The 26451-nt window shown below is 76.0% G+C and carries 22 protein-coding genes, 1 pseudogene and 1 riboswitch; of the genes and pseudogenes, 9 read left to right on the top strand and 14 right to left on the bottom strand.

Annotated features, from left to right (window positions below; genetic code table 11):
- Positions 1 to 157: 157 nt before the first annotated feature.
- Complete coding sequence (locus BLW63_RS27200) at positions 158 to 2827, bottom strand: MDR family MFS transporter (RefSeq protein ID WP_211516953.1); 2670 nt, start codon at positions 2825 to 2827, stop codon at positions 158 to 160.
- 412 nt (positions 2828 to 3239) lie between these two features.
- Here BLW63_RS27200 and BLW63_RS01005 point away from each other — a divergent pair, with 412 nt between their 5' ends.
- Entirely contained in the window at positions 3240 to 4265 is a 1026-nt protein-coding gene (locus tag BLW63_RS01005; RefSeq protein WP_091150535.1) for an Atu2307/SP_0267 family LLM class monooxygenase, read from the top strand.
- Positions 4266 to 4489: 224 nt separating this feature from the next.
- On the opposite strand, the pseudogene BLW63_RS28825 reads toward BLW63_RS01005, so the two are convergent.
- A pseudogene (locus BLW63_RS28825) lies at positions 4490 to 4897 on the bottom strand (CG0192-related protein); the annotation flags it as partial.
- Between the two features lie 132 nt (positions 4898 to 5029).
- Here BLW63_RS28825 and BLW63_RS00995 point away from each other — a divergent pair.
- The 3 genes from BLW63_RS00995 (at position 5030) to BLW63_RS00985 (ending at position 8317) form a co-directional block, all read left to right on the top strand.
- Positions 5030 to 5641 (top strand): hypothetical protein, encoded by a 612-nt coding sequence (locus tag BLW63_RS00995; RefSeq protein ID WP_139263449.1) that lies wholly within the window; start codon positions 5030 to 5032, stop codon positions 5639 to 5641.
- Positions 5642 to 5709: 68 nt separating this feature from the next.
- Positions 5710 to 6942, top strand: a complete 1233-nt coding sequence (locus BLW63_RS00990) for an MFS transporter (RefSeq protein ID WP_091150528.1) — start codon at positions 5710 to 5712, stop codon at positions 6940 to 6942.
- A 196-nt stretch (positions 6943 to 7138) separates the two neighbouring features.
- Positions 7139 to 8317: an FAD-dependent oxidoreductase gene (locus BLW63_RS00985; RefSeq protein ID WP_091150526.1), complete on the top strand. Its 1179-nt coding sequence runs from the start codon at positions 7139 to 7141 to the stop codon at positions 8315 to 8317.
- A 10-nt stretch (positions 8318 to 8327) separates the two neighbouring features.
- On the opposite strand, the gene BLW63_RS00980 is transcribed toward BLW63_RS00985, so the two are convergent.
- The gene (locus BLW63_RS00980) at positions 8328 to 9860 is read right to left on the bottom strand and encodes an ATP-dependent DNA ligase (protein ID WP_091150524.1); all 1533 of its coding nucleotides are present in this window, start codon (positions 9858 to 9860) and stop codon (positions 8328 to 8330) included.
- A 271-nt stretch (positions 9861 to 10131) separates the two neighbouring features.
- On the opposite strand from BLW63_RS00980, the gene betT reads away from it, so the two are divergent.
- A complete protein-coding gene (betT, locus tag BLW63_RS00975) occupies positions 10132 to 12213 on the top strand; it encodes a choline BCCT transporter BetT (RefSeq protein WP_091150522.1) in 2082 nt (693 codons plus the stop codon).
- A 71-nt stretch (positions 12214 to 12284) separates the two neighbouring features.
- Here the strand turns inward: betT and dhaM are convergent, their stop codons facing one another.
- From dhaM to BLW63_RS00950, 5 genes are all read right to left on the bottom strand, one after another.
- Positions 12285 to 12695 (bottom strand): dihydroxyacetone kinase phosphoryl donor subunit DhaM, encoded by a 411-nt coding sequence (dhaM, locus tag BLW63_RS00970; RefSeq protein ID WP_091150520.1) that lies wholly within the window; start codon positions 12693 to 12695, stop codon positions 12285 to 12287.
- Between the two features lie 3 nt (positions 12696 to 12698).
- Positions 12699 to 13331, bottom strand: coding sequence for a dihydroxyacetone kinase subunit DhaL (dhaL, locus tag BLW63_RS00965; RefSeq protein WP_091151141.1), 633 nt, complete (start codon positions 13329 to 13331; stop codon positions 12699 to 12701).
- On the bottom strand, positions 13328 to 14329 hold the full coding sequence (dhaK, locus tag BLW63_RS00960) for a dihydroxyacetone kinase subunit DhaK (RefSeq protein WP_091150518.1): 1002 nt from the start codon (positions 14327 to 14329) through the stop codon (positions 13328 to 13330). Before dhaK ends, dhaL begins: the two co-directional genes overlap by 4 nt.
- 158 nt (positions 14330 to 14487) lie before the next feature.
- Entirely contained in the window at positions 14488 to 15105 is a 618-nt protein-coding gene (locus tag BLW63_RS00955) for a copper chaperone PCu(A)C domain-containing protein (protein ID WP_091150516.1), read from the bottom strand.
- Positions 15106 to 15379: 274 nt separating this feature from the next.
- The gene (locus tag BLW63_RS00950) at positions 15380 to 16159 is read right to left on the bottom strand and encodes a sporulation protein (RefSeq protein WP_091150513.1); all 780 of its coding nucleotides are present in this window, start codon (positions 16157 to 16159) and stop codon (positions 15380 to 15382) included.
- Positions 16160 to 16290: 131 nt separating this feature from the next.
- On the opposite strand from BLW63_RS00950, the gene BLW63_RS00945 reads away from it, so the two are divergent.
- Positions 16291 to 17481, top strand: a complete 1191-nt coding sequence (locus BLW63_RS00945; protein WP_091150511.1) for a site-2 protease family protein — start codon at positions 16291 to 16293, stop codon at positions 17479 to 17481.
- 31 nt (positions 17482 to 17512) lie between these two features.
- Here the strand turns inward: BLW63_RS00945 and BLW63_RS00940 are convergent, their stop codons facing one another.
- Genes BLW63_RS00940 through BLW63_RS00930 form a run of 3 tightly spaced genes read right to left on the bottom strand, consistent with a single transcriptional unit; the run spans position 17513 to position 20768 of the window.
- Positions 17513 to 18361: an SDR family NAD(P)-dependent oxidoreductase gene (locus tag BLW63_RS00940; RefSeq protein WP_091150509.1), complete on the bottom strand. Its 849-nt coding sequence runs from the start codon at positions 18359 to 18361 to the stop codon at positions 17513 to 17515.
- A complete protein-coding gene (locus BLW63_RS00935; protein WP_091150507.1) occupies positions 18358 to 19275 on the bottom strand; it encodes an alpha/beta fold hydrolase in 918 nt (305 codons plus the stop codon). The genes BLW63_RS00940 and BLW63_RS00935 overlap by 4 nt, the downstream gene beginning before the upstream one ends.
- The gene (locus tag BLW63_RS00930; RefSeq protein WP_091150505.1) at positions 19272 to 20768 is read right to left on the bottom strand and encodes a flavin-containing monooxygenase; all 1497 of its coding nucleotides are present in this window, start codon (positions 20766 to 20768) and stop codon (positions 19272 to 19274) included. Before BLW63_RS00930 ends, BLW63_RS00935 begins: the two co-directional genes overlap by 4 nt.
- 142 nt (positions 20769 to 20910) lie before the next feature.
- On the opposite strand from BLW63_RS00930, the gene BLW63_RS00925 reads away from it, so the two are divergent.
- On the top strand, positions 20911 to 22080 hold the full coding sequence (locus BLW63_RS00925) for a PucR family transcriptional regulator (RefSeq protein ID WP_244522269.1): 1170 nt from the start codon (positions 20911 to 20913) through the stop codon (positions 22078 to 22080).
- Positions 22081 to 22191: 111 nt separating this feature from the next.
- Here the strand turns inward: BLW63_RS00925 and BLW63_RS00920 are convergent, their stop codons facing one another.
- From BLW63_RS00920 to BLW63_RS00915, 3 genes are all read right to left on the bottom strand, one after another.
- Positions 22192 to 23157: an NADPH:quinone oxidoreductase family protein gene (locus tag BLW63_RS00920; protein ID WP_091150502.1), complete on the bottom strand. Its 966-nt coding sequence runs from the start codon at positions 23155 to 23157 to the stop codon at positions 22192 to 22194.
- A 79-nt stretch (positions 23158 to 23236) separates the two neighbouring features.
- A complete protein-coding gene (locus tag BLW63_RS26555) occupies positions 23237 to 23404 on the bottom strand; it encodes a hypothetical protein (RefSeq protein ID WP_170856577.1) in 168 nt (55 codons plus the stop codon).
- 32 nt (positions 23405 to 23436) lie between these two features.
- Entirely contained in the window at positions 23437 to 23958 is a 522-nt protein-coding gene (locus tag BLW63_RS00915; protein ID WP_091150500.1) for a DNA-directed RNA polymerase subunit alpha C-terminal domain-containing protein, read from the bottom strand.
- A 90-nt stretch (positions 23959 to 24048) separates the two neighbouring features.
- Between BLW63_RS00915 and BLW63_RS00910 the strand changes: the two genes are divergently transcribed.
- Together BLW63_RS00910 and BLW63_RS27690 are read left to right on the top strand one after the other, a co-directional pair.
- The gene (locus tag BLW63_RS00910; RefSeq protein WP_091150498.1) at positions 24049 to 24909 is read left to right on the top strand and encodes an alpha/beta hydrolase; all 861 of its coding nucleotides are present in this window, start codon (positions 24049 to 24051) and stop codon (positions 24907 to 24909) included.
- Between the two features lie 238 nt (positions 24910 to 25147).
- Positions 25148 to 25275, top strand: a riboswitch (cyclic di-AMP (ydaO/yuaA leader).
- Between the two features lies 1 nt (position 25276).
- Positions 25277 to 26395, top strand: coding sequence for a LysM peptidoglycan-binding domain-containing protein (locus BLW63_RS27690; RefSeq protein ID WP_280140473.1), 1119 nt, complete (start codon positions 25277 to 25279; stop codon positions 26393 to 26395).
- Positions 26396 to 26451: the final 56 nt, after the last annotated feature.

Below are 26451 nucleotides of genomic sequence, written 5' to 3'. Positions count from 1 at the left end.
CGGCCGTGTCGGTTCCGGCACGCGGGTGTCCGCACCGTCCGCGTGCTGGCCGGGCCGACGGCGCCCGAGGCCTGCGGACGGCTGTGCCCGCGCGTGCCGCCTGCGACGGGACCGCGCTGCGCCTCCGGGGGGTGGCCGCCCGAGATCTGTCGTGTCGTCAGGGGGTGGCCGTGCTCGTTCCGGTCGCGGGCGTCTCCGTCTCCGTGGGTTCCGCGGTGTCGGTGGGGGTCGACGTGGAGGTGGGCGTCGGGGTCGACGAGGGCGTGGGCGTCAGTGTCGACGAGGGCGTGGCCGTCGGTGTCGGGGTGGGTGTCGGCGTGGGCGTCGGGGTGGGTGTGGGCGTGGGGCTCGGCGTCGGTGTCGGGATGGGTGTAGGCGTGGGGGTGGGTGTGGACGTCGGTGTGGACGTCGGTGTCGCGGTGGGCGTCGGGGTGGGCGTGGGCGACGGTGTCGGGGTGGGCGTCGGCGACGGTGTGGCGCTCGGCGTCGCCGTGACCGTCGGGGTCGGTGTCGGTGCGGGTGTCCGGCTGGGCGTCGGGCTCGGCGTGGGGGTGGGCGACGGCGCCGCGGTGCCGGCCGGCGTGGTGCGGGACGGGCTCGCCGCGGCGCTGCCGCTCCCGGCAACCGTGTCGGTGTCGGTGTTCGTCCCGTCGGATGTCGCGGGCGCCGTCGTCTGGGCCGCGGGCGGTTCGGCCGTCGTCGTCTGCGCCGCCGGGCGTCGCGGCGGGCTCGCCGTCTCGACGCCGGCCGGCTCCGCGTTCCGCTGCGACCTCGACTGCGGCGTCTCATCGGCCGCTCCGCCGTCCGGGACCGACTCGCCGGCCCCCGCCGAGCCGGGATCGGGGGCCGGGCCGGGATCGGGTGCCGGGCCAGGCGGAGCTGGCGCCAGGGGCGCGTTGCCGGCCGGCCCGGCTCCGACGGCGGTGTCCCCGTCGGCCGTGGGAGCCGCGGAACCCAACGCGATCCCGCCGAGTCCCAGGAGGATCCCGAGCGTGGCAGCGGCGGCCACGAGGCGTTCCCTGACGTCGAGCCGCCGACGGGGCGTGGCCACCGCCGGCCGGACGGCAGGCGCCGCGGCGGCGGCCGCTGCGGCCGGCGGCCCGCCGGGCCTCGCACCTGCCGGCGGTCCGCCGGCCCGCGTACCCGTCGGCGGCCCCGCAGCCCGCACACCCGCGGGCGGCCCGCCGGCTCGCGCACCTGCCGGTGGCCCGGCGGCCCGGGCGGCGTTGCGGCGCGCCTCGATGCCCGACTCGGTGGACAGCGTCAGCTGGGGCAGGAACCGGAAGACGACCGTGCCCAGGGCGACCACGCCGGCGACGACGAGCAGCACCAGCCCCACCGTGTCGGCGAAGCCGGTCCGGAACGGCTGGGCGACCGCGTCGGGGAGCTGCTGGACGAAGGAGGTGTCGGACAGGTCGCGGCCGACCCCCTCGAGCGGCTGCAGGCGGGGTGCCAGCTCCGGGTCGGTGCGGACGGCGTCCTGCACCGCGTCGTCGACCGCACCCGGCAGCCGGGCAAACAGCAGCGCGAGGAACGCCGCGGTGCCCACGGTGGCGCCCATCTGGCGGAAGAAGGTCACCGACGAGGTCGCCACCCCGATCTCCCACGGGGGCACGGAGCTCTGCACCGCCACGACGACCGGCTGGAACGTGAAGCCGACGCCCACGCCGAAGACCGCCAGGAACGGCACGAACAGCCAGTACGGCGTGTCGGCGCCGGCGACCCGGGACAGGCCGGCGAGGGCCGCGGCCATCAGTGCCACGCCGAGCAGGGGGAACTGCCGGTAGCGGCCGGTCCGGGAGATGACGACGCCCGAGCTCCTCGCCCCGACCATGATCCCCAGGACCAGCGGGAGCATCTGCAGTCCGGCGGCGGTGGCGCTCGAGCCGTGCACGATCTGCAGGTACTGGGGGACCAGCAGCAGACCGCCCAGCATCCCCGCGCCCAGGACGACGCTGCCCAGGGCGGTGACGGTGAAGCTGCGGTTGCCGAACAGCCGCAGCGGCAGCAGCGCGTCGTCCCCGTATGCCCGTTCGGCCACGACGAACAGCACGAGCCCGACGGTGCCGAGCGCGCAGCAGGCCAGCGTCGCCGGGGAGGTCCAGCCCCAGGCGCGGCCCTGCTCGGCGACGACGAGCAGCGGCACGACGCAGGTGCTCAGAGCCAGCGCCCCGGGCCAGTCGATGCGGTGCTCGCGCCGCTCGTGCGGCAGGTGCAGCACCCGGGAGACGATGGCCAAGGCCAGCGCGCCCAGCGGGACGTTGACGAGGAAGATCCACCGCCACCCGTCGATGCCCAGCAGGGACGCCTGGCCGGCGAGGAAGCCGCCGACGACCGGGCCGAGCACGCTCGCGCTGCCCCAGACGGCCATGATGTAGCCCTGGTAGCGCGGTCGTTCGCGGGGCGACACCAGGTCGCCGATGATCGCCATGGCCAGCGACAGCAAACCGCCGGCGCCCACCCCCTGCACCGCCCGGGCGGCCGCCAGCTGGTACATCGACCCGGCGAGGGCGCAGAGCACCGAGCCGAGGACGAACACGGAGATGGCGAACAGGTAGAAGGGTCGCCGTCCGTAGAGGTCGGAGAGCTTGCCGTAGAGCGGGGTGGAGATCGTCGAGGTGACGAGGAAGGCCGTGGTGGCCCAGGCCTGCACGTCGTAGCCCCGCAGGTCGTCGGCGACGGTGCGGACGGCGGTCGCCACCACGGTCTGGTCCAGCGCGGCCAGGAACATCGCCGTCATCAGGCCGGCCAGGACCGTCAGCACCTGCCGGTGGGTGAAGGCGCCGTCCGCGGCGGGCACGGCTGGGGCGGGGCGGCTGGGGTGCATGCGGTCACTCCCGGGACGGGGCAGGGGCGCGGACGTGCGCACGGAGCGGGCAGCGACCGGTCGATCGAGGACGACGCCGACCCGGGACGGCGGGGCGCGGCCGCGTCCGTCCCCCGTCGGTGTCCGGCCCCGCACTCCCCGGTCGCGCGCTCGCGGCGTGCAGGTCGGGACGCTGGTCGGGGGCGGGTCGTGCCGGACCGCGCCAGCATGGGGAGCGCCGGGAGGGCAGCGCAACCGCTTCGGGCGCGCCGTCCCGGCAACGGGGCGCTACCCGCGCCGCTGCGTGAGGACACCGGGGTCGGCCAGGCCCGGGCCTCCCGGACGGGCACCGGGAGGGCGGCCGGGGGACCTGCTTGACTGGTTGAACGCTGGACCGTCGCCGGTGGCGGCCCGACCCACCAGGAGGACAGCCGTGCACCTCGGCGTCGACAGCTTCGTCGCAGCAGTGACCGACCCCTCGACCGGGCACCTCGTCGGCCCCGAGGAGCGCATGGCCCACCTGCTCGAGGAGATCGCCCTCGCCGACGAGGTGGGCCTGTACTCCTTCGGCATCGGTGAGCACCACCGCCCCGAGTACTACGACTCGGCGCCGCCGGTGATCCTCGGTGCCGCCGCCGCGCGGACCTCCCGGATCCGGCTGGGCAGCGCGGTGACCGTGCTCAGCGCCGCCGACCCGGTCCGCGTCTTCCAGCAGTTCGCCACCCTGGACCTCATCTCACGCGGTCGCGTCGACCTGGTGGTGGGCCGCGGCTCGTTCGTCGAGGCCTTCCCGCTCTTCGGGCTGTCGCTGTCGGACTACGACGAGCTGTTCGAGGAGAAGCTCGACCTGCTGCTGCGGCTGCGGGAGTCCGAGGCGGTGACCTGGTCGGGCCGGCACCGGCCCGCCCTCACCGGGCAGGGCGTCTACCCGCGGCCGCTGCAGGACCCGCTGCCGATCTGGGTGGGGGTCGGCGGGACGCCGGAGTCGTTCGTGCGCGCCGGGCTGCTCGGCCTGCCGCTGATGGTGGCGATCATCGGCGGCGAGCCGCGGCAGTTCGCGCCGCTGGTCGACCTCTACCGCCGGGCCGGGGCGCAGGCCGGGAACCCGCCCGAGCGGCTGCAGGTGGGGCTGCACGTCTTCGGCTACGTCGCGGGGAGCACCCGGGCCGCCGCCGACACCATCTACCCCGGCTGGCACGAGATGTTCACCAAGGTCTCCCGCGAGCGCGGCTTCGCCCAGCCGACGCGGGCGCAGTTCGACGCGACCAGCGGCCTCGACGGCGCGTTCTTCATGGGCGACCCGGACACCGTCGCCGACAAGCTGCAGCGGGTGTCCGCGCAGCTGGGCGGGGTCGACCGCGTCTCGATCCAGATGACCAACCCGCGGCTGGCGCACGCCGACCTGCTGCGCGGCATCGAGCTGTTGGGCACCGAGGTCGCGCCCCGGGTCGCCGCCTGAGGTCAGCGGCGTCGCGCGGTGGCCAGCAGGACCGGGTCGTCCTGCCCGGCCCAGGTGCCGGTGAGCGTCACCGCGCCGTCCGCCGCTGCCGAGGGCGTCAGCACGCGCCGCACCACCAGCTCCAGGTCCCCGGCGCGGACCGTGGTCGCGTCGGCGGTGTCGGTGGCGGTGGGCGTGCCGAGGGGCCCGACGCCGGCCGCCGTCCCGCTGCCGGTGACGTGGGCGGTGGGCTCCCGGCGCTGCCGGCCGCCGTCGGCCACCACGTACTCCTCGGCCTGTGGGGCGCCGGTCAGGACCGCGGCGGCCAGCGCGGCGACGTACACCGGGTCGGCGCAGGCGTCGTAGCACCACCGGCGGCCGAGCACCGAGTGCTCCGTCGTCCCGACCAGGTGCTCCGCCAGCTCCGGGACCGGCGCACCGCGGTAGCTCAGCGGCACCTGCAGCAGGGTGTCCCCGGCGCGGAGGACGAAGGTCTCGGCGCCGACCTCGCCGGCCGGGTCGTCGAAGCGGTAGGCGGCCACCTGTTCGAGCCCGGCGGCCGAGGCCGCGCCGCCCCACGGCCGACCGGGCACCCACGCCGCCAGGAGCTCGAGCTTCGACGGTCGCAGGGTCGCCCGGTGGATGACTGCCATGGGAGCGACCGTACGGTCTGCCGCGGCCCGCCCGTCCGCCGTACGCTCCTCCGACCGGGTGACGGCGGCGCGTCCTGCTCGGGGCGTCCCGGGCCAGGTGCGTCGGCACGGCCGGTGGAGGAGGCGGTGGCGGTGTCCCAGCAGCCTGCGGCCATGCCGGTGCTCAGCCGGGGCAGGCACCGCGGCCCGGCGCGCGGGGCGTGCTTCCTGGAGTACACCGCCCTGCTGGCCGGCGAGCCGTTCAGCGATCACCCGGCGTGCGTGGACGGCGAACTGGCCGCGGTCCTGCGGCACGCCAACGACCGGCTGTCGGACGGCGACCGGTTCCTGCTGACGCCGCTGCTCGGCCGCGCCATCGGCCTGGTGGTCCCCAGGCCGGCGGGCACGCCCCGGCGACAGCGCCGCCCCGGGCGCCGGCCGGGCGGGGCGGACGGGCACGCCGCCGCCGTCCACGACGCGGCCGTCCGCGAGCTCCGGGCGTTGGTCTCCCGGCGCTTCACGGCCGCTCTCGGATACCACCCGTCCCCGGCGGAGTGGCGCGAGCACGCCTGCGGCCGGGACGTCGACCGGCTCTTCTGGTCCCTGATGCTGGAGCCCACCCCGGTCAGCACCTCGGCCGCCTGGGTGGACCGGCTGGTCGGCCGGCTGGTCCTGCTGCACGAGTGCTACGAGCAGGCGATGGCGCAGCTGGAACTCGCCGGCACGCCGGCCGTACGGGCGGCCGCGGCCCGATCGGGGGCCTGACCGCGCTCCCGCCACGGCGGCCGGACCCCGGGTTCCGCCCCTCGCCTCCCTGTGGTGCGGTGGGCGCGATGCGCACACCGCGAGGGACGGACACGGCGGTCTTCCTGCTGGGTCTGTCGGCGCTGCTGACGATCTACGCGACCCAGCCGCTGCTGCCGTCGCTCGCCGCCGAGCTGGGCGTCGCCGCGACCGCCGCCGCGTGGACGGTGAGTGCCACGGCGGTGGGGGTCGCGGTCGCCGCGCCGTTCGCCGGGGCGGTGTCGGACCGGCTCGGCCGCAAGCGCGTGATGCTCACGGCGATCGCCGTGCTGGCCGCGGCGACGGCGGCCTGCGCGCTCGCTCCCGGCTTCGCCGTGCTGCTGGCCGCGCGGGCGGCGCAGGGCCTGGCCGTCCCGTTCGTGTTCGCGGTCGCGGTCGCCTACGTGGCCGAGGAGGTGCCCGCCTCCCGGTCGGCCGCCGTGAACGGCCTCTACGTCTCGGGGACGGCGTTCGGCGGCTTCCTCGGCCGGTTCCTCTCCGGCGCGGTCGCGGATGCGTCCGGCTGGCGGGCGTCGTTCGCGGCGCTGGCACTGGTGCTGCTGGTCGTGCTCGGCGGTGTGGCGGTGTGGCTGCCGCGGGAGCGGCGGTTCGCGCCGACGCCCGGTGTGCTCGGCGGCCTGCGCGGCATCGGCGGCCACCTGCGCGACGGGCGGCTGCTGGCCACCTGCGCCCTGGGCGCCGCGGTGTTGTTCGTGCAGGTCGGGGCCTTCACCTACGCCGGGCTGCACCTGTCCGGGCCGCCGTTCGGGCTGGGCACCGCGCAGGTCGGGGCGGTGTTCGCGGTGTTCCTCGTCGCCGTGGTCGTCACGCCGCTGACCGGCCGGCTGGTGTCGCGGGCAGGCCGCCGGGCGGTGCTCGTCCTCGCCACGGGGCTCGTGCTGGCCGGACTGGCGCTCACCCTCGCGCCGTCCACCGCGGCCGTCGTCGCCGGACTCGCCGGGGCGTGCACCGGTGTGTTCGCCGCTCAGGCGTGCGCCACCGCGCAGGCCGCGGCCAGTGGGGGCGCGGCCCGCTCGAGCGCGGTCGGGCTGTACCTGACCTGCTACTACGCCGGCGGGGGTGTCGGCGCGATCGCCCCGGCGCCGCTGTTCGCGTCGGCCGGGTGGCCGGCGTGCGTGGCGTTGCTGGGCGCGGTCGCCGTCCTGGGGACGGTCGTGGCGCTGGGGAGCTGGCCGGCGCGGGCCGGCGTCCGGCCCCCCGCGAGCCGGGCCCGGACGCCGTCGAGCGGATCGGCGTCGGTCGGGGGCCCGTCCGGGCGGTAGCGGACGGCGAGCGGCACGGGAGCCGGAGCGGGTGTGTCTGCCGGGATGCTCCGCCCCTGCCCGCATGGTGGGCAGCGGGAGAGCGTCCGGGAACGGTGGTCGATCGCGCCCCGCCGGGCGCGCAGGGGTGGCATCCGGCGCCGGCCTGTGGGGAGATGCCCTCGCGGGACCGGACGACGCGGGGGAGGGGGCCGGGATGACCCGAGCGATCGTCGTCGGGGGCGGGGTGGCCGGGCCCGTCGCGGCGATGGCCCTGCAGCGGGCCGGCATCGAGGCCACCGTCCACGAGGCGCACGCCGGCCCGGCGGGCGACGTCGGCGCGTGGCTGGGCCTGCAGGTCAACGGGCTCGACGCGCTGCGGGCGATCGGCGCCGAGCGGGCGGTCGCCGACGTGGGCTTCGAGACGCCGGTCATCGAGTTCCGCAGCTGGACGGGCAAGGTGCTCGGCGCCCTCCCCACGTCGGGCCCCGGCGGGAGCGTCGGCCTGTCGATGCGGCGCTCGGACCTCTACCGGGCGCTGCACGCGGAGGCGCTGCGCCGCGGCGTGGAGGTGCGCTACGGCTCCCGGCTGGCCGACGTCCGTTCCACCGCCGCCGCGGTGACGGCCGTCTTCGCCGACGGCACAGCCGAGGACGCCGACCTCCTGGTCGGTGCAGACGGCGTCCGCTCCACCGTCCGGGCGCTGCTCGACCCCGGTGCCGCGGCGCCCCGCTTCGTCCCGGTGCTCAACACCGCGGGGTACTCCGAGCACGTCCCGCCCGGTGCCGAGGTGGGCCGGCTGACGATGGTGTTCGGCCGTCGGTCGTTCGCCGGGTACCTCGTGGCGCCGTCCGGGGGGACCTGGTGGTTCGCCAACCCGCCGCGGACCCGCGAACCGGCGGCCGGCGAGGTGGCGGGCACCTCGGACGCGGCGTGGCGCGCTCTGCTCTCCGAGCTGCACCGCGGTGACCGGTCGCCGGTCCTCGGGCTGGTCGAGGCCACGCCGGGCCCGCTGCGCGGCTGGACGACGTACGACGTCCCGACCGTGCGCCGGTGGTCCGCGGGGCGCGTGGTGCTGATCGGGGACGCCGCGCACGCCACCTCGCCCGCGGCCGGCCAGGGCTCCTCGCTCGCCGTCGAGGACGCCGTCGTCCTGGCCCGCTGCCTGCGCGACCTGCCGCTCCCCGCGGCGCTGCAGGCGTTCGAGGGACTGCGCCGCGCGCGGGCGGAGCGGGTGGTCGCGCAGGGTTTCCGCACCAGCAGCGCGAAGTCGCCCCCCGCCGTCGGCCGGGTCGCCCGCGACCTGCTCATGCCGTTCGTGCTGCGCCGCCGGGACCCGAACGCCTGGGTGCGGGCGCACTCCGTCGACTGGGACGCCCCCGCCGTCCCCGCCTGAGCTGCTGCACTCAGCCGCCGGCGAGCAGCGCGCGCACGGCGTCGAGCGTGTCGGCCTCGGCCGGCGACTTGTCCGGCCGGTAGCGCAGCACGCGGGCGAACCGCAGCGCGAGGCCGCCGGGGTAGCGGGGACTGCGCTGGGTGCCGTCCAGGGCGATCTCGACGACCAGCTCCGGTTTCAGCAGCACCCCCCACTCGTGCTGCTCACGGGCCAGCTCCGGGAAGGTCTGCGTCTGCCAGTCGAGCAGCTCGTCGGTCATCCCCTTGAAGGTCTTGCCGACCATCACCGGCTCCCCGCCGTCGGGGTCGCGGGCGCCGAGGTGGATGTTCGACAGCTTCCCGGACCGCCGGCCGTACCCCCACTCCGCGCCGAGTACCACGAGGTCCAGGGTGTGCACCGGCTTGACCTTCTGCCACGCCCGCCCGCGCCGGCCGGCGGCGTAGGGCGCGTCGAGCGCCTTGACCACCACGCCCTCGTGCCCGGCGGCCAGCGCGCCGTCGAGCACCTCGGCCGCCTGCTCGGCGGTGGGCCCGCGGACGCCGGGCATCCGCAGCGCGGCGTGCGCCTCGCCGGCCAGCAGCTCCGCCAGCGCGTCGAGGCGGACCGCCAGCGGCTCGTCGAGCAGGTCGCGGCCGTCGAGGTGCAGCAGGTCGAAGAAGAACGGGCTGAGGACGACGGCGGGGTCCGGCTCGTCACTGCCGAAGCGGCTCATCGTGTCCTGGAAGGCGCGCGGCCGGCCGTCGTCGTCCAGCGCGAGGGTCTCGCCGTCGAGGACGGCGGCGCGGCACGGCAGCGACCGGACCTGCGCGACCAGCTCGGGTACGCCGTCGGTCACCTCGCGCAGGGTGCGGGTCCAGACGCGGACGACGTCGCCGTCGCGGTGCACCTGGATGCGCGCGCCGTCCAACTTGGTCTCGACCGTGACGTCCGCGCCGAGGTCGGCGAGCGCGGCGTCGAGCGAGGAGCCGGGGCTGGCCAACATCGGCCGCACCGGCCGGCCGACCCGCAGGTGCACGGCCCCCAGCGCCCCCGTACCGCCGGCGAGGGCGGTCGCGGCGGTCTCCGGCAGCCTGCCCGAGAGCATGAAGGCGCGGCGGACGGCCGGCGCAGGGACGTCGGCCGCGGCGGCGATCGCGTCGAGGACCACGCCCTCCAGCGCGCCCTGCCGCAGCTCGCCGGTGAGCAGCCGGACGAGGAAGCGCTGCTCGTCGGCGGTGGCGCCGGTGAACAGCTGCTCGAGGACCGCCTCCCTCCGGGCCGCCGACCCGGGGCCGGTGGTGCCGGCCAGCTCGGTCAGGGCGCGGTCGACGTCGGCGACGGTGAGCCGCGGCTGCCCGGCCGGGTGGTGAGCGAGCCGGGTGAGGGTGCGCCAGCCGACGCCGGTCCGGCCCTGCAGGGGTTCGCCGGCCAGCCACGCCGTCGCCGCCCGCACCTCGTCGCCGTCCGCCCGGCGCAGCAGGCCGGCGATGGCCGCGGCCTTCGCCGTGCGCGAGCGGGTGGCCGCGACCGCGGCGGAGGCGGCGACGACGTCGGCGAACAGCACGGCGACATGGTGGCAGCCGGGGCCGACCGTCCGCGGCGGATCGCCGGACGCGGTGGCGCCCCGGCCGTCCCGGGCAGTGGCCGGTCCGGGCCTCGACCGCTCCGGAGTGGGCGCCGGACGGTGGGCCCGGACGTCCTCTGTTGGCCCGACTGCCGTTCGTCGGGAGAAGATGCCGTCCAGTCCTCGGTGACGAGCAGGTGACGTCCTCGACGTCAGGCCGCCGTCCGCCGCTCCGTCCGTCCCGCAGCACGACCTGCCCTGGAGTTCCTTGATGAGTGAACGAGCGGCCTCCCCGGAGGCCTCCACCCACCCCGAGCCGCCCGCCCGGCTCAAGGGCCCGGTCTTCTACGGCGCAGCGACCGGTGTCGTGCTGATCGCTGTCTGGGCGATGATCGCCCCCGCCGCGGCCGCGGACGCCATCGGCGCGCTGGTGGGCTGGACGTCGGAGTGGTTCGGCTGGTTCTACATCCTGTTCGCGACCGCCGTCCTGGTCTTCGTGCTGTTCCTCGGCATCTCCCGCTACGGCAGGATCAAGCTGGGGCCCGAGCGCTCGACGCCCCAGTACAGCACCTTCGCCTGGGCCGCCATGCTCTTCGCCGCCGGCATCGGCACCGACCTGATGTTCTTCGCGGTCGCCGAGCCGGTGACGCAGTACCTCGCCCCGCCGGTCGGCGAGGGCGAGACCGTGGCAGCGGCGCGCGAGGCGACGGTGTGGACGCTCTTCCACTACGGCATCACCGGGTGGGGGATGTACGCGCTGATGGGGATGGCGCTGGCCTACGCCGCCTACCGGCGGAACCTGCCCTTGGCCATCCGCTCGGCGCTCTACCCCGTCTTCGGCAAGCGGATCCACGGCGCCCTGGGGCACGGCGTCGACCTGGCCGCGATCCTGGGGACGATCTTCGGGGTGGCCACGTCGCTGGGCATCGGCGTCGTCCAGCTCAACTTCGGCCTGGAGGTGCTCTTCGGCATCCCCGAGGGGCGTGCGGCGCAGATCGGGCTCATCGTCCTCGCCGTCGCGGCCGCGACGGTGTCGGCGGTGAGCGGGGTCGACCGGGGGATCAAGCGGCTCTCGCAGTTGAACGTCCTGCTGGCCATCGGCCTGGCCGTCTTCGTCCTCCTCGCGGGGAGGACGACCTTCCTGCTCAACGGGCTGGTCCTCAACATCGGGGACTTCGTCAGCAGCTTCCCGAGCCTGACGATGCAGACCTTTGCCTTCGACCGCCCGGTCGAGTGGCTGAACGCCTGGACGTTGTTCTTCTGGGCCTGGTGGACCGCGTGGGCGGCCTTCGTCGGCCTGTTCCTCGCCCGCATCTCCCGCGGCCGGACCATCCGCCAGTTCGTGGCCGGGACGATGATCATCCCGTTCAGCTACATCGTCATGTGGATCTCCATCTTCGGCAACAGTGCCATCGACCGGGTGCGCGGCGGGGACGCGGCCTTCGGGGAGCTGGCCATGAACACCCCGGAACGGGGCTTCTACACCCTCCTCATGGACTACCCGGCCTTCCCGTTCGTCGGCGCGGTCGCGACCTTCGTCGGCCTGCTCTTCTACGTCACCTCGGCGGACTCCGGCGCCCTGGTGATGGCCAACCTGTCCGCCCACCTGCGCCGGCCCAAGGACGACGCCGGCCCGGGCCTGCGCATCTTCTGGGCGGTCGCGACCGGGCTGCTCACCGCCGCGATGCTCATCGTGGGCGGTGTCCCCGCGCTGCAGAACGCCACGATCATCATGGGGCTGCCGTTCGCGTTCGTGATGGTGCTGGTCATGGTCGGCCTCCACCGGTCGCTGCGGCTGGAGTCCCTCCGGGCGGCCGCCCACCGGCCGGTCCGCCCTGGCCGGTCGGGCCGGGTGCCCAGCGCGGCTGTGGACGGGCGCCGGCCGTCCGGCCGGCGGGAGCGGCGGAGGCGGGCCATGGCGTACTCCGGTGAGGACTCCGCCGAGGACTACCTCGGGGCGGTGGCGGTGCCGGTGCTCCGGGAGGTCGCCGGGGAGCTGCGCGGCCAGGGCATCGACGCGCAGGTGCGGCGGTCGGCCGACGACCTGGTCGAGGGGGATGCCGAACTCACCGTGGACCCCGGTGGCGATCACCCGTTCTGCTACCGGCTCCGGCTGCGGTCGGTACGGATCCCCGGCCACGGGCGTCCGGTGCGGGCGGACGAGGACACGTACTCGCGGCTGGAGGTCCAGGTGGGGGAGGCAGCGCCGGGCTACGACGTCCTGGGCTACACCCACACGCAACTCATCGACGACGTCCTCGACCAGTACGAGCGGCACCTGGAGGTCCTCCGTCTCCAGGAGCCCATCCCCGCTCCCCGCCGGTCGAGCGCCGAGCGGCCGATCCGGGATTGAAGAAGGACTCCGGCCCCCTTGCAGGGTCCCGCCGCGAGCTAGCGAGGGGCGGGGGGCAAGGGGGTCCTCTTTCAGCCGGACAGGTGGGCCTGCTTGGGCGCCAGGCCGCGTAGCGCCTCGGCGGCGACCCGCGCCCGGCCGGCGCCCGAGGCCGCGGTGACCGCGGCGCCGACGAGGCCCTCGACCAGCGGCGCGGGCGAGAGGACGACCCGCTCCCGCAGGTCGTCGTCGAGCAGCTCCAGGGCGGTCTCCGCGGAGAGGACGGCGCTGCCGAGGTCCATGAGGACGACGACGCCGTCCCCGCTGTCGGCCGCGGTGACCGCGTCCGCGATCGCCGTCGCGTCGGTGCCCAGGCCGCCGTCGACGTCCCCGGCCGCCACCCCGACGGCGAGGTCCCGGCCGGGCAGCATGCCGCGCGCGAGCTCGACCGCGGCGTCGGCGAGGGCGCGGCTGTGCGACACCACCACCAGCCCGACCGGCACCGGTCAGCCCCTGCCGGCCAGCGCGGTGGCGGCGGCCTCGACCAGCAGCGTCGCCGAGGCCGCGCCGGGGTCCACGTGGCCGGCGCTGCGCTCGCCGAGGTAGCTGGCCCGGCCCTTGCGGGCGACCAGCGGCTCGGTGGCGTCGCGTCCGGCCGCGGCCGCTGCCGCCGCGGCGCGCAGGGCGTCGTCCAGCGACTCGCCGGCCGCCACGGCCTCGTCGAGCGCGTCGCAAGCCGGGCCGAGCGCGTCGAGCATCGTCTTGTCCCCGCGCTCGGCCTTGCCCCGCGCGACGACGCCGTCGTAGCCGGCGCGCACCGCGGTGGCCAGCGCGCGGCCGTCGTCCCCGTCGAGGGCGCCCGCGGCGCGGAGGAAGAACGTGCCGTACAGCGGGCCGCTCGCGCCGCCGACCGTCTTGATCAGGGTCGTCGCGACCGTCTTGAGCACGGCGGCGGGGTCGTCGGCGGGCTGGGCCTCGAGGGCGGCGACGACCGCGGTGAGGCCGCGGTCGAGGTTGGCGCCGTGGTCGGCGTCGCCGATGGCCGCGTCGAGCCGGGTGAGCGCGTCGCGCTGCTCGTGCGCCAGCCGGGCGAACTCCCGGACCCAGGCGGTGAGCGCGGCGGCGTCGACGGCGCTCATGCGCCCCAGCGCAGGGACGGGGTGCGCACGGGGGCGTCCCACAGCCGCAGCAGCTCGTCGTCGGCCTTGAGCAGGGTCACCGAGCAGCCGGCCATGTCGAGGCTGGTCATGTACGAGCCGACGAGGTTGCGGGCCACACCGACGCCGGCCTTCTCCAGCACCGCGACCACCTCGGCGTACATCAGGTAGAGCTCGAGCAGCGGCGTGCCGCCCATGCCGTTGACGAAGGCGATCACCCCGTCGCCGCCGGTCATGTCGAGGTCGGTGAGGACGGGCTCGAGCAGCATCTCGGCGACCTCCCGCGCGGGCGCCAGCGGGACGCGGCGACGGCCGGGCTCCCCGTGGATGCCGATGCCGATCTCCATCTCGTCGTCCGGCAGGTCGAAGGTCGGCCGGCCGGCGGCGGGGACGGTGCCGGAGGTGAGCGCCATGCCCATGCTGCGGCCGTTGCCGTTGACCCGCTTCGCGATGTCGGCGACCTCGGCCAGCGGCCGGCCCTCCTCGGCCGCGGCACCGGCGAGCTTCTCGACGAGGACGGTCACGCCCACGCCGCGCCGTCCGGCGGTGTAGAGGCTGTCCTGGACGGCCACGTCGTCGTCGGTGACCACCGCGACGACCTCGGTGTCGGACTCGGCGGCCACCAGCTCCGCCGCCATCTCGAAGTTCATGACGTCGCCGGTGTAGTTCTTCACGATGTGCAGGACCCCGGCGCCGCCGTCGACGCCGCGGGTGGCCGCCACCACCTGGTCGGGGACCGGCGAGGTGAACACCTCCCCGGCGCAGGCCGCGTCCAGCATCCCCATCCCCACGAACCCGGCGTGCATCGGCTCGTGCCCCGAGCCGCCGCCGGAGACCAGGCCGACCTTGCCCTGCACGGGGGCGTCGCCGCGGAGGACGACGCGGTTCTCGTGGTCGACCCGCAGCTCGGGGTGCGCCGCGGCCACGCCACGCAACGCCTCGGCGACGACGTCCGCGGGGTCGTTGATGAGCTTCTTCATCGCAGCCTCCTGGCCTCGGCCTGCACGGTGACGGGGGTCACGGGGCTGGAGGCTAGGAGGGCGCACCGACCGGCACAAGCGCGGCCGGGCCCGGGGCCGGTCGGGCGGGGCCAATGGGTCGCCGCAGGTCGGCCCGCCGCGCCGCGGCCGCCGGGGACTCAACTCGTGGCGGGGCTCCCCGTGCCGTCCTCGGTCGGGTCCTGGTCGGGGTCGTCGTCCGGGAAGTCGAACGGCGGTGCCGGCGTCTGTCCCTCCGCCGATACCGGCACGTCGACGGTCACCTTGCCGGCCTCGGCGAAGGTGAAGGTGACCGGGATGGACTGCGACGAGCGCAGTTCGCGGCCGAGGTCGAGCAGGGTGACCTCGGGCGGGCCCTCGGCGCCGACGTAGAGGGTGTCCTCCGCGTCCACGGTGAGCGGCAGCCCCTGGCCCTCCGCGGTCCCGGCCCGGACCCCGCCGAAGTCGGGCCCGCTGATGTCGGTCAGCGTCACCGGGTCGCCGCCGGTGTTGGTGACCGCCATGAACAGCCGCGCGTCCTCACCGGGCCCGTACACCCCGTCCGGCGGCCACTCGAGCTGCACCTGCTGCAGCCCCACGTCGTCGGTGAGCCGCACGTCCGGGCCGACGGCACCCCCATCGACCTCGGCGGGATCGTCGGACAGCGTCGGGGCCGGTTCGGTGTCACCGCAGCCGGACAGCAGCAGGGCGGTGCCGGCCAGTGCCAGGACGGCGGCCGACGTGGATTCGGCCAGCGGCCGGCGTCTGAATGCACGCACGAAGAGGTCTCCTCTCGACCGGTCGGGCCCGTCTCGGCCCGCTCGCCCCCTCTCCTGCCCGGGCTCACCGGGGCGCCCTCGACTCCGGCCCGTTGTGTGACCGGATCGTCATCTCGTGGCTGCAGCTCACGAGGAGGCGGCGGGTGGCGCAGGTGCCCCCTGCCGTAGCGGAGGACGGCGCAGGCGCGACCGGGGTGTGGTCGTCCCGGCCCACCGGCCCGGTGAGCACCACGGCGTGGCCCGCCGCAGGCCGACCTCTGCGAGCCCGCCCGGTTCAGAACCAGCCGCGGCGCGCACCGAGCTGGCGGACGGCGGCGTCGAGCTGCGCGGCCACGGCGCGGACGTCGGTGTCGGCGTGGCCCAGCCGGAGCCGGCCGCCGACGTCCCGCCCCTCGCTGAGCAGCCCGCCGCGCCGGTCGACCTCCAGAACGACGTCCACGCCCTGCGGGTCGGCGAGGAAGGTGACCTCGAGTTCGTTGACCCGGCCGCGCAGTCCGGACGGCGGGGCGAACTCGACCTCCTGGTAGAAGGGCAGCTCGCTGCCGCGGATGCGGCCCTTCTCCACGTCGGCGCCGCGGAAGGCGAAGCCCAGGCCGTCGAGCGCGTGCAGCACCGTGCGTTGCACGGGCAGCGGCAGCACGGTCACCGGGTCGAGGTCGCCGGGGTCGACCGAGCCCGGGAGATCGACCCGGGTGCGCAGGCCGACGCGCATCCCGCGCAGGTGCCACCCGTCGATCGCGGTGATCGGGCACTGCCACGGCACCGGCAGGCTGAACGGGACCTGGGACCGCTGGCCCGGCTCGAGCCGCCCCGCGCCGGCGACCGCGGCGGTGCCGAACGTGGCCTCCTCACGCCACGAGGAGTCACCGCTCTCGACCTCCACGGTGGCCTGCAGCGCGACGCGCACCTCCGTGACGTCCTGGGCCACGTTGCCACCGACGACGTGCACGGTGCCGGTGACGGCACCGCCCGGGGTCGTCTCCGGCCGGTCGAGGACGGTCTCGACGCGGGCGCCGCCGGAGCCCAGGCGCGCCATCATGCCGCGGAAGGCCATCAGGGTCCTCCTGGTTCGTAGAGATGAGTGGGCGGGAGCCTGTCACCGGGCTCGTCCGGTGTCACCGCTGATGGTGGGGCCACTGGAGTCCGCATGGACCTCCCAGCGGCATCGTCACCGAGGAGGAGAACGTGAGGGAGACCTTCGGCCTGGGCCGGATCGCCGGCATCCGCGTCGGCGTGAACGCCAGTGTCCTCGTGATCGTCCTGATCATCGCCGGGGGACTGGCGTTCGGCCGGTTCCCCCTGGTGCTGCCCGGCCGCGGCGCTGCCGCGTACGTCGTCGCCGCGTTGGCGGCCGCCCTCGCCTTCCTCGCCTCACTGTTGGCGCACGAGCTGGCCCACGCCCTCGTGGCCCGCCGCAACGGGGTCGAGGTCGAGGGCATCACCCTGTGGCTGCTGGGGGGCGTGGCCCGGCTGAGGGGAGGAGCCCGGACGCCGGGGGCGGAGTTCCGCATCGCCGGCGTCGGCCCCCTCACCAGCCTGGTGCTCGGGGTGCTCTTCGGCGCAGCGGCGATGCTGGCGCGGGTCGCGGGGGCCGACGGGCTGCCGGTGGCCGTCCTGGAGTACCTCGCCGGCATCAACGTGGTGCTCGCCGTCTTCAACCTGGTCCCGGCCGCCCCGCTCGACGGTGGGCGGCTGCTGCGCGCGCTCCTGTGGCGGCTCCGCGGCGACGCGTGGTCCTCGGCGGTGACCGCGGCGCGGGCGGGCCGGTTCTTCGGCTTCGCCCTCATCGCCCTGGGCTTCCTGCAACTGGTCACCGGCCGGGGGTTCGGCGGGCTCTGGCTCGCGCTCGTCGGGCTGTTCCTCGTCAACGCCGCGACGGCCGAGGAGCAGCACGCCCAGGTCTCCGGCCGACTGGGCGGCCTGGCCGTCGACGCGGTCATGAGCAGCCCCGCACTGGTCGCCGACCCCGACCTGAGCGTCGAGCGCTTCCTGCACGAGGTGGCCCTGGTGCGGCGTTTCAGCACCTATCCGCTCGTCGACCGCGACGGCGCACTCGTCGGCCTCGTGACGCTCAACCGGCTGCGCTCCGTCCCGCCCGCGGCCCGGACCACGACGCGGCTCCGGGATATCGCCTGCCCGCCGCCGGAGATCCCGGTCGCCCGGCCCGGCGAGCCGCTGACCGAGCTGCTGCCGCGCATGGAGGGGTGCAGCGACGGCCGCGCGGTCGTCCTGGACGGCGGCCGGGTCGTCGGCGTCGTGTCACCGAGCGACGTCGCCCGGACCCTCCAGCTGGCCGACCTCGCCGCCTTCGACCGGTACCCGTCGGCGGGGGGCGGGGCCGACGTCGCCCGCGTGCCGGACCCCGGCCGGCCGTGACCGTCGGGACCCGCCGCCGTCCGGGAGCATGTCAGGCGCCGCCGGAGAAGCGGCGCTCCGCGCGGGCGACCAGCACCGGGTACAGCCGCGGCACCAGCCGGACCAGCAGGTCGACGGCCTTGGCGTCGTTGCCCACCAGGATGCGGGGCCGGCCGGCCTCCACCCCGTCGAGGACGATCCGCGCGGCCTGCTCCGGGGGCATCCGCAGCAGCTGCTCGTTGTACCGACGGTGGCGGGCCTCGTCGGCCGCGGTGACCTGCTGGCCCTGGGCCTTCGCGTGCTCCAACGCCGCCGTGGCGATGTTGGTCCGCACCCCGCCGGGGTGGACCACGCTGACCTGCACCGGGTGCCCCGCGGCCAGCAGCTCCGCCCGCAGGCTCTCGGTGAAGCCGCGGACGCCGAACTTGCTGGTGCAGTACGCCGTCATGCCGCCCTGGCCCATGATCCCGTTGAGACTGGAGACGTTGACGACGTGGCCGTCGCCGGAGGCGACGAGGTGCGGCAGGAACGCCTTGGTGCCGTGGACGACGCCGAACAGATTGATCGACAGCACCCGGTCGTAGTCGGCCCAGGTGCTGTCGAGCACGGTGCTCCCGCCGGCGACACCAGCGTTGTTGTAGACCTGGTGGACGACGCCGAAGTGCTCCGCCACCGCGGCCGCGTACGCCTCGACGGCGGCGCGGTCGCTGACGTCGACCCGGGCGGTGCGCACCTCCGCCCCCAGCGCCCGGGCCCGGTCGGCGGACTCGCCCAGGCCCGGCTCGTCGACGTCGGACAGCGCCAGCCGCGCGCCGCGCTTCGCCAGTTCGAGGGCCAGCTGCCGGCCGATGCCGGAACCGGCGCCGGTCACGACGGCGACCTTGCCGCGCACGCTGCTCATCGGGTCTCTCCTGAGGTGGTCCGGGCCAGGTCGGTGGTGAGCTCGACGAGGCGGTCGACGACGCCGGGGGCCAGGTGGTGCGCCATGCCGGCGACCTCGACGTGCCGGGCGCCGGGGATCGCGGCGGCGGTGGCCCGCCCGCCGGTCGGGTGCACCATCAGGTCGCGGTCGCCGTGGACCACCAGCGTCGGTGCGGTGATCCGGGCCAGGTCCGGCGTCCGGTCGCCGGAGGCCTGGATGGCGCCGATCTGCCGGCCCACCGGTGCACCGGAGCGGGCGCCGCCGCCGCGGTCCCACACCGCGGTCGCCCAGGCCCGCTCGACCTCCTCGTCGGGCGGGAAGGTCGCCGAGCCGAGGTGCCCGAGCATCGCCAGGTGCCGCTCCACGGACTCCTCGACGGTGCGCGCCGGGGCCTTCGCCAGCCGCAGCAGCGTCGAGCGGGCCGGCTGGCCGACCCGCCGGTCCCCGGTCGTGGAGAAGACCGACGTCAGGCTGAGCACCCGCGCCGGGTGCCGCGCGGCGACGGCCTGGGCGATCATCCCGCCCATCGACATGCCCAGCAGGTGGACCCGCTCGACACCCAGGGCGTCGAGCAGGCCCACGGTGTCGGCGGCCATGTCGGTGAGGTCGTAGGCGTCCGGCCGCGGTCGGGCCAGCAGCTGGCGCACCCGCCCGGGCGGCGGCGCGGCGATCCGCGAGGACCGGCCGGCGTCGCGGTTGTCAAAGCGGACGACCCGGAAGCCGCGCTCGGCGAAGCCCCCGACCATCCGCTGCGGCCAGGAGGTGAGGTCCAGGCCCAGGCCGGCGATCAGCAGCAGCGGCGTCCCGTCGTCCGGGCCGTCGACCCGGCAGCACAGCCGCGGGCCGGCGGGCAGGTCGACGAACCGGTCGGTGTCCTCCGCGGTCGCCGTCATGCCGTCACCGCCGCGCGGTCGGCGGAGCGGGACAGGTGCAGCTCGGGGTCGGTGACGCTGTCGGCGCGCAGCAGCTTGACGTCGGCCGCGTAGCTCGTCGACGTCAGCCACGGCATCCGGTCGCCCTGGCGGGGCAACCGGTCGACCGCGCGCTGGATGTAGCCGGCCGCGAAATCGAGGAAGGGTCGGGTCGGCATGTCCGGGTCGCTCGGCTCGGGGCGCGCGACGTCGTACCCATGCGCGTCCATGTGCGCCAGCAGCCGGCAGAAATGCTCGCAGAGCAGGCCGATCTTCAGCGTCCAGGAGGAGTTCGTGTAGCCGATGGCGATCACGAAGTTGGGGACACCGGAGAGCATCATCCCCTTGTAGGTGACCGTGTCGGGCAGGTGCACCGGCTCGCCGTCGACGGTCAGCGAGATGCCGCCGATGGCCTGCACGTTCAGCCCCGTGGCGGTGACGATGACGTCGGCCTCGAGCTCGCGGCCGGACGCCAGCAGCACGCCGTCCTCGGTGAAGGTCTCGATCCGGTCGGTGACGACGTCGGCCGTACCCCTGCGGATGGCGCGGAACAGGTCGCCGTCGGGGACGGCGCACAGCCGCTGGTCCCACGGGTCGTAGGGCGGGTTGAAGTGGGTGTCGACGTCGAAGCCCTCGGGCAGCTGCTTGGTGTTGACCCAGCGGATCAGCCTGCGGGCCGCCCTGGGGTACTTCTGGCAGAACCGCCAGATGCCGATGCCGCGGGCGATGTTCTTGCGCCGGGTCAGGGCGTAGGCGCGGTCCTCGCCGAGCAGCGCCCGCAGCCGGTTGGCGAGCGCGTCGTGGCGCGGGACGGGCAGGACGTAGGACGGCGTCCGCTGCAGCATCGTCACGTGCGCGGCGGTCTCGGCCAGGGCCGGCACCAGGGTGACCGCTGTGGCGCCGCTGCCGATCACGAGCACCCGCTTGCCGGCGTGGTCGAGGTCCTCGGGCCAGGCCTGCGGGTGCACGATCGGGCCGCGGAAGCGCTCCCGGCCGGCGAACACCGGGGTGTGGCCCTCGTCGTAGCGGTAGTAGCCACCGGCGCAGAACAGCCAGTTCGCCGACAGCTGCAGCCGCTCGCCGGTGTCGGTGCGCTCCACGTGGACGGTCCAGCGGGCGTCGGCGGTCGACCACGAGGCCGCCAGCACCCGGTGGGAGTACCGGATGGCGGCGTCCAGGCCGTTCTCGGTGATCGTCTCGCGCAGGTAGGCGAGGATCCGCGGCGCGTCGGCGATCGACTGCTCGTCCCGCCACGGCTTGAAGTCGTAGCCGAAGGTGTGCAGGTCGGAGTCCGAGCGGATGCCGGGGTAGCGGAAGAGGTCCCAGGTGCCGCCGGAGGCCGTGCGGGCCTCCAGGATCGCGAAGCTCTTCGCCGGCAGCTCGGTCCTCAGGTACCGCCCGGCCCCGATGCCGGAGATCCCGGCCCCGACGACGAGGACGTCGAGGTGCTCGACCGGCGGCTGCGGAGTGGTCACCCGTCCGACTCTCCGTGCCGTCGCGGCCTTGCGCCATTGCACAGTGCACCAGGATGCTCGCCCGGTGGTGCGCGGTGCTGCAGAGGTTCGCTGGCCGGAGCTGTCACCACGGGGGCGGGAGCTCTTCCGGCGTGGCGCCGAGGTGGCGCTCGACCCCCACGACGCGTGGGTCGAGACGCTGCACGCGGCCGCCCTGGGCGGGCCGCGGATGCGGCCGGTCGCCGAGGACCCGGTGCTCGCCGCCGTGACCCGGCGGGCCAACCTGGCCAACCTGCTGCACTGGGCGGCGGCCAACGTGCAGCACCCGGGACGCCGGGTCCCGGCCAACACCGGCCCGGAGTCGCTGGAGGCGGCCCGCGACCTGGTCCGGCGGGGCCTGGACGAGTCGGCCCTGGACGCCTACCGCGCCGCGCAGGGCGTGGCCTGGCGGCGGTGGATGCAGATCTGCTTCGAGCTGACCTCCGACCCCGCCGAGCTGCGGGAGCTGCTCGACGTCTCCGCGCTGTCCATCGCCACCTTCATCGAGGACACCGTCGCGGCCACCTCGGAGCGGATGCGGGCCGAGCGCGACGAGCTCACCCGCGGCGCGCACGCCGAGCGCCGCGCCGCGGTCACGCTGCTGCTCGAGGGCGCGCCCATCGGCCGCGCCCGCGCCGAGGCCCAGCTCGGCTACGGCCTGGCCGGCCCGCACACCGCCGCGATCGTGTGGAGCGGGGCAGGGGTGGCCTTCGAGCAGCTGGAGGCCGCGGCGGAGGCCGTCGTCCGGGCCGGCGGGGCCGCGCACCGGCTGACCGTCGTGGCCAGTGCCGCGGCGCTGTGGCTGTGGCTGCCGGTGGCGAGCGCGCCGCACGCGGGACAGCTGGCCGGCGAGCTCGCCGCGCACCCCGACGTCCGGGTGGCGGTGGGCCGGCCCGGCCGGGACGTCGACGGGTTCCGCCGCAGCCACCTGGACGCCGCCACCACCCAGCGCATGGTCGCCCGGTTGACCTCCCCGCAGCAGGTGGCCCGCTACGAGGACGTGCAGCTGGTCGCCCTGCTCACGGCCGAGCCGACGCAGGCCGACGACTTCCTCGCCGACACCCTGGGGGACCTGCTGGACGCCGACGCCGACACCCGGCACGCGGTGCTGACCTACGTCCGCGAGCTGGGCAGCACCTCGCGCACCGCCGAACGGCTCTACACCCACCGCAACACGGTGCTGCGCCGGCTGGCCCGCGCCGACGAGCTGCTGCCGCGCCCGCTGGCGGACAACGTGGTCGGCGTCGCCGCGGCGCTGGAGGTGCTGCGCTGGCGCGGGCCGAGAGTCGGCTGATCGGCCACCCTTCAGGGGCCCGCTGGCCCCGTCCGGGGCACCGCCCCGAGCTTGCGAGGGGTGGGGAGGACGGGGTCCTTTCACGAGGCGTGGGGGAAGGGTGGGCCTCCGTCAGCGGACGCGCAGCAGCACCTTGCCGCTGGCCCGGCGCTCGTCGAGCTCGGTGACCGCGGCCGCGGCGTCGGCGAGGTCGTGCACCGAGCCGATGACGGGTTCCAGGGCGCCGCGCTCGAGCAGCGGCAGCAGCTCGGTCCACTGCTCCTGCACGTAGCCGGGCTCGCCCAACCAGAACGCGCCCCAGCCGACGCCGACGACCGACACGTTGTTGAGCAGCAGCCGGTTGACCTTCACCGTGGGGATCTCCCCGCCGGTGAAGCCGAGGACCAGCAGCCGGCCCTCCCGCGCGAGGCTGCGCAGCGAGTCGGTGAAGCGGTCGCCGCCGACCGGGTCGGCGACCAGGTCGACGCCCCGGCCGTCGGTGAGCTCCCTGACCCGGTCGCGGAAGCCGTCGGCGAGCACGACCTCGTCGGCGCCGGCGGCCCGCGCGGTCTCGCCCTTGGCCTCGCTCGACACCACGGCGAGCACGCGCGCGCCGTACGCCTTGGCCAGCTGGATCCCCGCCGTCCCGAGGCCGCCGGCGGCGCCGTGCACCAGCACGGTCTCGCCCTCCTGCAGCCGGCCGCGGCGGCGCAGCGCGAAGAGCATGGTCAGGTAGTTCATCGGCAGCGCCGCGCCCTGCTCGAAGGTCACGCCGTCGGGCAGGGGGAAGACGAAGCCGGGGTCGGCCGCGGCCACCTCGGCGAAGCCGCCGAAGCCGGGGAAGGCGGCCACCCGCTGGCCGGGCTGCAGGCCGCTGCCCTCGGGGGCGCTGCGCACGGTCCCGGCGACCTCGCTGCCGGGGACGAACGGCAGCTCGGGCTTGACCTGGTACTGGCCCCGGCTGAGCAGCACCTCGGGGAAGGTGACCCCCGCGACGTGCACGTCGACCAGCACCCCGCCGTCCGCGTCGGGCTCGGGGACGTCGACGACCGAGATGGCCGAGGGGCCGTCGAGGGTGGCGATCTGGGCGGCGCGCACGGTGCCTCCTGCACGGTGGGGGACTGAGGCGGCGAGCTTGGCAGAGAGCGGGACCGGCGGCGCGCCGCGGGTGGCCGCCTCAGTCGGTCTCCGGCAGCTCCGGCGTCTCGGGTCCGACGGCCGGGGCGGCGCCGCCGAGCTCCCTGCTGCGCGTCGGCTCGGCGTCCTCGAGGCGGGGCACGCGCGGGTCGTCGGGCGGCGGGGGAGCGATCTGCTGCGGGCCGTCAGGGGTGCTCTCGGTGTCCATGGCCGGTGGGGTACCCCGCCCGGCGGCCCGCCCTACCTGCGGACCAGGTGCCGCAGCCGGCGGGCCGGCTCCCGGACGACGCGCAGCGCCAGCCGCACCGGCAGGGTGATCACGGCCGTGCCCACCCGCACGCCGAGGCGGTAGAGGTCGGCGTAGTCCGGCGGTGGCGGCGCGGTCGGCGTCGGGTCGGCCGGGGGCGGCGTCGCGGGCACGATCAGGTCCACCGTCGTCCGGCGGCGGGTGCTGCGCAGCGACTCGAACGAGGGGATCGCCGGCGCGGTCGGGGACTCCTCGTCGTCCGGCTCGGGGACGGGCAGCTGCTCCGCGCGCCCGGCCGCTGGGATGCGGCCGGGCGGCTCGGGGACGACGGCGCGGATGGCGGCGATGGTGCCCGGCCCCAGCCCGTTGATCGCCACGAGGTCGGCCCGGGTGAGGCCGGCGAGCTGTTCGGTCGTGGTGATCCCGGCCCGGGTCAGCGCCGTGACCGCCCGCGCGGGCAGGCCGAGGTCGCTGACGGTCCGCCCGGGCGGGGTCCCCGGTGACGTGGTCGGCATGGTGTCCAACCTAGGACCGACCGCCCGGCCGCACCGGACCAGGGCTCCTGCAGGATGCGCACCAGTCCGTTCCCGGAGGAGGCTCCCCCGATGACCGCTGCCCGTCCCGGCGGGACCCCGACCCCCACGCACTCCGAGGGCGCGCTGGCCTCCGGGCTGTACCGGCAGGCCTGGACCGTCGAGGACCCGGTCGGCGCCGTCGTCCTGGTGCACGGCGCGCACGAGCACGGCGGCCGGTACCGGCACGTCGCCCAGCGGCTGGCCGCCGCGGGTTACGCCGCCCACGCCGTCGACCACCCCGGCCACGGCCGGTCGCCGGGCAGGCGCGGCAACATCGGCAGCATGGCCGCCGCCGTCGACGGCGTCGCGGAGCTGGTGCGATTCGCCGGCGACGAGCACCCGGGGGTCCCGCTGTTCGTCTACGGGCACAGCCTGGGTGGGCTGATCGCGCTCCAGTACCTGACCGGGACGCCGGAGGCCCGGGTCGCCGGCGCGGTGATCTCGGCCCCCGCGCTGGACACCAGCGCCGCGAACCCCGTCCAGCGGGCCGTGGCGCCGCTGCTGTCCCGCCTCCTGCCCGACCTCGGCGTCCTGCGGCTCGACGCCGAGGCGGTCAGCCGGGACCCGGAGGTGGTGCGCGACTACCGCGCCGACCCGCTCAACCACCCGGGGAGGATGGTCGCCCGCACCGGCGCCGAGCTCATGACCACCGCGCTGGCCATGCCGCGGCGGCTGTCCGGGCTCCGCCTGCCGCTGCTCGTGCTGCACGGCACCGCCGACCGGCTGGTGCCGCCGGCCGCCAGCGAGGTCGTCCGGGCGCACGCCGGCTCGCCCGACCTCACCGTGCGGGTCTACGACGGGCTGTTCCACGAGCCGCACAACGAGCCCGAGAAGGACGCCGTCCTGACCCACGTCCTCACCTGGCTCGACGCCCACCGCACGCCGTCCTGATCGCTCGGCGGCCTCCGGCGGGCGGCCGGGACGTGACGACGGCTACACCGCCGCGAAACGCCGTTCCGACCTGCGACGCGCCGCTCCGGACCATGGATGTGACCGGCGTCACGGCGACATTGCACATGACTGCACGTAGCGTTTTGTGTGCGCTCAGCGAAGGAGAGCGCGGCGCCGGTCCGCCAAACCCTGCCCACCGGACGCCATCCCGTTCCCAGGGCAGGGGTGGGGGACCCACGACCACGGCGCGCCGCACCTGAGTCGACGACTCGGGCGGGCCCGTCTCGGGGTGAAGCCGCGAACCGCGGCCGGGCACCGATCGCCCGAACCCGACAGCTCACCTCGCCGGCGGTGATCGGAGATCACCATGGCCAAGCACCGCGCACCCCGCTACGTCCGCACCAAGAAGGTCATCGCCCGGGCCCCCGTCGCCGCCGGCGCCACCGTCGTCGGCTTCGGCGTCCTGAGCTCCCCGGCCCAGGCCGCCACCACCCACGACTGGACCGGCGTGGCCGAGTGCGAGTCCGGCGGCGACTGGAGCATCAACACCGGGAACGGCTACTACGGCGGGCTCCAGTTCAGCCAGTCGACCTGGGCCGCCTACGGGGGCACCGCGCTCGCGCCCCGGGCGGACCTGGCGACGCCCGCCCAGCAGGTCGAGATCGCAGAGAAGGTCCTCACCGGCCAGGGCGTCGGCGCCTGGCCGACCTGCGGGAAGCACCTGACCGACGGCACCACGGCGGCCGCCGCCGAGGCGCCGGGGGCGGCCCCCGCCGCCGAGGCGCCGGGGGCAGCGCCGAGCGCCGCCCCGGCGACCAGCCCGGACGACGGCGGCACCTCCGGTCGCCACGCCGCATGGACGGACCGCTACACGGTCGAGCGAGGCGACACGATCGCGCGGATCGCCGCCGACCACGGTCAGGGCTGGCGCGACCTCTACCAGCGCAACGCCGACGCCATCGGCACCGACCCCGACCGGATCTACCCGGGTCAGGTCCTGCGCACCGCCGGCGCCGCGCCGGCCGACGCGGCGCCGGCCGCTCCGGCCGCCGGGTCGGTCGGCAACGCCGTGGCCGCCGCCCCGGTCGCCGCCGCCGCCGCCGCACCGGCCGCGCCCGCGGCCACCGCGAGCATCAGCAACAGCGCGGGCGCTGTCGCCCCGCAGGTCCAGGCCGCGGCGGACCGGGTGGTCAGCGCGGTGCCCGGCGCCGACTCGATCACCATCGGCGGCACCCGCGCCAGCGCCGCCGACCCGAACGGCCACCCGTCGGGCCTGGCGCTGGACTACATGGTCGGCTCCGACGCCGCCCTGGGCGACGCGATCGTCGAGTACCACATCGCCCACTGGGACGAGCTCGGCGTGGACTACATCATCTGGCAGCAGCGGATCCTGAACGCGCCGGACGGCGTGTGGAAGGCCATGGCCGACCGCGGCAGCGCGACGGCGAACCACATGGACCACCCGCACGTGAACTACGTCGGCTGAGTCCCCGGTCTGCACGACGGCGGCCCCCACCCGTCCCCTCGGGTGGGGGCCGCCGT

This window comes from Geodermatophilus africanus (assembly GCF_900107105.1).
Classification (GTDB): domain Bacteria; phylum Actinomycetota; class Actinomycetes; order Mycobacteriales; family Geodermatophilaceae; genus Geodermatophilus; species Geodermatophilus africanus.
This window is presented reverse-complemented; position numbering and strand designations above follow the sequence as displayed.

Bases quoted from the DNA above. Each gene is read 5' to 3' on its own strand.
- BLW63_RS27200 (WP_211516953.1), bottom strand. From the start codon at position 2,827: ATGCACCCCAGCCGCCCCGCCCCAGCCGTGCCCGCCGCGGACGGCGCC.
- BLW63_RS00990 (WP_091150528.1), top strand. From the start codon at position 5,710: ATGCGCACACCGCGAGGGACGGACACGGCGGTCTTCCTGCTGGGTCTG.
- BLW63_RS00985 (WP_091150526.1), top strand. From the start codon at position 7,139: ATGACCCGAGCGATCGTCGTCGGGGGCGGGGTGGCCGGGCCCGTCGCG.
- betT (WP_091150522.1), top strand. From the start codon at position 10,132: ATGAGTGAACGAGCGGCCTCCCCGGAGGCCTCCACCCACCCCGAGCCG.
- dhaL (WP_091151141.1), bottom strand. From the start codon at position 13,331: ATGAGCGCCGTCGACGCCGCCGCGCTCACCGCCTGGGTCCGGGAGTTC.
- dhaK (WP_091150518.1), bottom strand. From the start codon at position 14,329: ATGAAGAAGCTCATCAACGACCCCGCGGACGTCGTCGCCGAGGCGTTG.
- BLW63_RS00950 (WP_091150513.1), bottom strand. From the start codon at position 16,159: ATGGCCTTCCGCGGCATGATGGCGCGCCTGGGCTCCGGCGGCGCCCGC.
- BLW63_RS00940 (WP_091150509.1), bottom strand. From the start codon at position 18,361: ATGAGCAGCGTGCGCGGCAAGGTCGCCGTCGTGACCGGCGCCGGTTCC.
- BLW63_RS00935 (WP_091150507.1), bottom strand. From the start codon at position 19,275: ATGACGGCGACCGCGGAGGACACCGACCGGTTCGTCGACCTGCCCGCC.
- BLW63_RS26555 (WP_170856577.1), bottom strand. From the start codon at position 23,404: ATGGACACCGAGAGCACCCCTGACGGCCCGCAGCAGATCGCTCCCCCG.
- BLW63_RS00915 (WP_091150500.1), bottom strand. From the start codon at position 23,958: ATGCCGACCACGTCACCGGGGACCCCGCCCGGGCGGACCGTCAGCGAC.
- BLW63_RS00910 (WP_091150498.1), top strand. From the start codon at position 24,049: ATGACCGCTGCCCGTCCCGGCGGGACCCCGACCCCCACGCACTCCGAG.
- BLW63_RS27690 (WP_280140473.1), top strand. From the start codon at position 25,277: ATGGCCAAGCACCGCGCACCCCGCTACGTCCGCACCAAGAAGGTCATC.